The sequence below is a fragment of the Nakamurella sp. genome (genome assembly GCF_048594475.1).
Classification (GTDB): domain Bacteria; phylum Actinomycetota; class Actinomycetes; order Mycobacteriales; family Nakamurellaceae; genus Nakamurella.
Genome location: NZ_JBMDXT010000266.1, coordinates 1 through 4382, shown reverse-complemented (window position 1 = coordinate 4382; position 4382 = coordinate 1). Strand labels below are relative to the sequence as shown.

The 4382-nt window shown below is 71.6% G+C and carries 5 protein-coding genes; 4 read left to right on the top strand and 1 reads right to left on the bottom strand.

From position 1 onward, the window contains the following. Positions 1 to 72 precede the first annotated feature (72 nt). Positions 73 to 804, top strand: coding sequence for a tyrosine-protein phosphatase (locus ACOJUF_RS12400; protein ID WP_420122157.1), 732 nt, complete (start codon positions 73 to 75; stop codon positions 802 to 804). 59 nt (positions 805 to 863) lie between these two features. Here ACOJUF_RS12400 and mftR read toward each other — a convergent pair whose 3' ends face one another. Continuing rightward, positions 864 to 1505: a mycofactocin system transcriptional regulator gene (gene mftR, locus ACOJUF_RS12395; protein WP_420122156.1), complete on the bottom strand. Its 642-nt coding sequence runs from the start codon at positions 1503 to 1505 to the stop codon at positions 864 to 866. A 289-nt stretch (positions 1506 to 1794) separates the two neighbouring features. Between mftR and ACOJUF_RS12390 the strand changes: the two genes are divergently transcribed. The 3 genes from ACOJUF_RS12390 (at position 1795) to ACOJUF_RS12380 (ending at position 4356) form a co-directional block, all read left to right on the top strand. Then, positions 1795 to 2601, top strand: a complete 807-nt coding sequence (locus tag ACOJUF_RS12390) for a mycofactocin-coupled SDR family oxidoreductase (protein ID WP_420122155.1) — start codon at positions 1795 to 1797, stop codon at positions 2599 to 2601. A gap of 78 nt (positions 2602 to 2679) precedes the next feature. Beyond that, entirely contained in the window at positions 2680 to 3513 is an 834-nt protein-coding gene (locus ACOJUF_RS12385; RefSeq protein WP_420122154.1) for a mycofactocin-coupled SDR family oxidoreductase, read from the top strand. 9 nt (positions 3514 to 3522) lie between these two features. Then, the gene (locus tag ACOJUF_RS12380) at positions 3523 to 4356 is read left to right on the top strand and encodes a mycofactocin-coupled SDR family oxidoreductase (protein ID WP_420122153.1); all 834 of its coding nucleotides are present in this window, start codon (positions 3523 to 3525) and stop codon (positions 4354 to 4356) included. Positions 4357 to 4382: the final 26 nt, after the last annotated feature.

The following is a 4382-nucleotide window of genomic DNA, read 5'->3' as shown; positions in this document are numbered from 1 at the left end:
CGGCGACGGGACCCGCCCCGGCCGGCCCGGGCCCGTCGGCGGAACTGGTGGCCGCGGTGCGCCGGGTCTGCCGTGGCTGAGCCGAGCCCGGTGGTCGGGGCGTTCAACTTCCGCGACCTGGGCGGGTTGCGCACCGTCGACGGCCGGGCGGTCCGGCCGGGCCTGCTGCTGCGCAGCGACACCCTGCAGGCGCTGACCCCGGCCGACGTGAGCTATCTGGCCCAGGAGGTGCGGTTGGAGCTGGTCGTCGACCTGCGCGTCGGGCCGGAGGCGGTCGAGCAGGGGCGCGGTCCGCTGGCCGACACCCCGGTGTGCTATCTCAACGCCCCGCTGCGGGACCTGTCACCGGTGGCCGGTCTGCCCCCGGAGGAGCAGGCCCGCCGGTTCTACCTGGACCATCTCGCCGCCCCGACCTCCCCGCTGGCGACGGTCGTGCGCGTGGTCTGCGCGCAGGCCGGTCACCCGCTGCTGGTGCACTGCGCGGCCGGCAAGGACCGCACCGGCCTGGTGATCGCCCTGCTGCTGCGGCTGCTCCGCGTCCGGGACTCCGACATCGTGGCCGACTACCTGCGGACGGCGGCCAACATGGAGCGGATCGTGCACCGGTTCCGGGGGTGGCCGCGCTACCGCGAGCACATGGCCCGGGTCCCGGCGGAGGTCTACCAGGCGACCGGCGAGACGATGGTGGGGTTCCTGGCCGGTCTGGACTCGATCCACGGCGGGGCCATGGCGTGGGCCCGGGCCCGCGGCGTCGGCGATGCCGAGGTGGCCGGCCTGCGGGCCGCGCTGCTGACCCCGGCCTGACCCCGCCGCCCGGACCCGGCCGACCGGTGGCCACCCCGGCACCGCCGGCCTTGGGCAGGTCAGGATTCGGGGCCGGCCGCCCCGGTCGGGCGCGGGGCCACCACCCGGAAGGCCCGATCCAGCAGGTCGAGCAGGTCGCCCCGGTCGTCGCGCAACCAGACGTCGTAGGCGGCGATGGCCACCGCCAGCGCGGTGTAGGCGATGCTCTGGACGTCGATCGACGATTCGGGCACCCCCAGCCGCGGCGCCGCGAAGTCGACGATCACCTGCCGCCACTCGGCGTACCGGAGAGTCGAATGCGCCTGCAGGGCCGGAGTTCCCAGGATCAGGGCGAGCCGCCGCCGGTGCCACGGCTGCTCGGCCGGCGGCACCGTGTTGAACTCCATGACGGCCCGCCGGACGGCTTCCAGCACCGGCAGGTCGGGCGGCGTCGCGTCGAGCACCGCGCGGAACCGGACCAGTTCCTGGTCGAACGATCCCCACGGGACGTCGTTCTTGGACGGGAAGTAGCTGAAGAACGTGCGGCGGGCGATGCCGACGGCCGCGGCGATGTCGTCCACGGTCGTCTGCTCGAAGCCCTGCTCGGCGAACAGCCGAAACGCGGCGTGCTCGATCTCGATGCGGGAACTCGCCGGCTGCCGGCCGACCCGACGAGCGCCGTCGGGCCGGCCGGGGCCGGGCCCGGTCTCGACGTCGGTCACGCCCCGCACTCTATTCACATCGAACTCGTCGGGTGGGAACCCTTCACTTCCTGCACTCGGTGCATCTAAGGTGGGTCGCGAGGCGGGACGTTGACGCCCACCTCAGCGAAGCAGCCGGCCGCCGCCGGTCGACACCGTCGGTGCGGCCCCGGTTGCCTCGTCCTGCATCCGTCAAACCATGTCCGGGAACGGTTGTCGCCGCACCGACATCGGGATGGTCGGTGGGACAACGTGCCTCGCCGACGGTCGATCCGACAACGGTGTCGGCGCCGGGAGAAGGGAACACGCAATGGGGCGTGTCGAAGGAAAGGTCGCCCTGGTGACCGGGGCGGCGCGCGGCCAGGGCCGCAGCCACGCCGTCCGGTTGGCCGAGGAGGGCGCCGACATCATCGCGGTGGACATCTGCGCCCAGCTGGCGACGGTGCCGTACCCGATGGGCACCGCGCAGGAGCTGGCCCAGACCGTCAAGGAGGTCGAGGCGCTCGACCGGCGGATCGTCGCCGCCGAGGTCGACGTCCGGGACGCCGGGGCGCTGCGGCGGGTGGTCGACGATGGGGTCGCCGAACTTGGCCGGCTCGACATCGTCTGTGCCAACGCCGGTATCTGCACCATCCAGGCCTGGGACGAGGTGACGCCGGCCGTCTGGCAGGACACCCTGGACACCAACCTGACCGGGGTCTGGAACTCCATGGTCGTCGCCGTCCCGCACCTGATCGCGGCCGGGGGCGGCTCCATCATCGCGACCAGCTCGACGGCCGGGATCAAGGGCCTGCCCTTCCTGGCTCCCTACGTCGCGGCCAAGCACGGGGTGGTCGGCATCGCCAAGTCGCTGGCCAACGAGCTGGCCAGGCACCGGATCCGGGTCAACACGGTACATCCCACCGGGGTCGACACGCCCATGGGTTCGGGCCTGGGCGGCCTGGAGACGCTGCTGACCCGAGAGCCGGCGCTGGGGCCGATCTTCATGAACACGTTCCCGGTCGAGATCGTCGACGCCCGGGACATCAGCAATGCGGTGCTGTTCCTGGCCTCGGACGAAGCGCGCTACGTCACCGGCCTGGAGTTCACCGTCGACGCCGGCAACACCATCCGCTGACATCCGCGCGGATCTGATCGTTTTCGGTGGGCGCCGTCCGGCGGCCGCCGTCCCCGACCATCGAGCAGGGAGAGTTCCGTGGGACGAGTAGAGGGCAAGGTCGCCTTCATCACCGGGGCCGCCCGCGGCCAGGGCCGCAGCCATGCGCTGCGGCTGGCCGAGGAGGGCGCGGACATCATCGCGATCGACATCTGCGAGCAGATCGACACCGTGCCGTTCCCCATGGCGACACCGGCCGACCTGGAGCAGACGGTCAAGGAGGTGGAGGCGCTGGACCGCCGGATCGTCGCGGTGCAGGCCGACGTGCGCGACTACGCGGCGGTCAAAGCGGCCGTCGACCAGGGCGTCGCCGAGCTGGGGCGGCTCGACATCGTCTGCGCCAACGCCGGTATCGCCGGGGGCAACTCGGCCGCCTGGGAGCAGACCGAACAAGAGTGGCACAACACCATCGACGTCAACCTGACCGGCGTCTGGCACACCTGCAAGGCGGCGGTGCCGCACCTGATCGAGGGCGGTCGGGGCGGTTCGATGGTGCTGACCAGTTCGGCCGCCGGGCTCAAGGCGATGCAGAACATCGCCGACTACGTCTCGGCCAAGCACGGCGTCGTCGGGCTGATGCGCACCCTGGCCCTGGAACTGGCCCCGCACAGCATCCGGGTCAACAGCGTGCACCCGACGGTGGTCAACACTCCGATGATCCAGAACGACTGGACCGCCGGCCTTTTCCGCCCGGACCTGGAGCACCCGACGGTCGAGGACGCCCACGACGTCTTCCGCAGCCTGAACATCCTGCCGATCCTGTGGGTCGAACCGGTCGACATCAGCAACGCGGTGCTGTTCCTGGCGTCCGACGAGGCCCGGTACATCACCGGGGTCACGCTGCCCGTTGACGCCGGCTTCGGCATCAAGTAGGGGGCGGCGATGAGCGCACGAGTGGCCGGCAAGGTCGCCTTCGTCACCGGGGCCGCCCGCGGCCAGGGTCGCAGCCATGCGCTGCGGCTGGCCGAGGAGGGTGCGGACATCATCGCGATCGACGTCTGCGACCAGCTGGCGTCGGTGCCCTACGCGATGTCGACCCGCGCCGACCTGGACCAGACGGTCAAGGAGGTGGAGGCGCTGGACCGTCGGATCGTCGCGGTCCAGGCGGACGTCCGCGACTACGCCGCCGTCAAGGCGGCCGTCGACCAGGGCGTCGCCGAACTCGGCCGGCTGGACATCGTCTGCGGCAACGCCGGCATCTTCAGCTTCGCCGCCGGCGGCGCCGAACTCGACGAGCTCATGTGGTCGGAGATGATCGACGTCAACCTCACCGGCGTCTGGCACACCGCCAAGGCCTGCGTTCCGCACCTCATCGCCGCCGGTGGCGGGTCGATCGTGCTGACCAGCTCCACGGCCGGGATCAAGGGCTTCCCCAACTTCGCGCACTACGTGGCCGCCAAACACGGTGTCGTCGGCCTGATGCGGACGCTGGCGCTGGAGCTGGCCCCGCACTCGATCCGGGTCAACACGGTGCATCCCACCAGCGTCGACACCGACATGGTGCAGAACACCGCCACCTGGTCGCTGTTCCGGCCGGACCTGGCCGAGCCGACCCGCGAGGACGCGCGGGAGACGTTCGCCAGCATGAACGCGCTGCCCGTTCCCTGGGTCGAGGCCCGGGACATCAGCAACGCCGTCCTGTTCCTGGCCTCCGACGAGGCCAGGTACATCACCGGCGTGATGCTGCCGGTGGACGCCGGTTCGACCCAGCGGTAGCCGCGGTGACCAGCACGTCGACGGGA

Excerpts from the sequence above, each read along its gene's own strand:
- ACOJUF_RS12390 (WP_420122155.1), top strand. The coding sequence starts at position 1,795 with ATGGGGCGTGTCGAAGGAAAGGTCGCCCTGGTGACCGGGGCGGCGCGC.
- ACOJUF_RS12380 (WP_420122153.1), top strand. The coding sequence starts at position 3,523 with ATGAGCGCACGAGTGGCCGGCAAGGTCGCCTTCGTCACCGGGGCCGCC.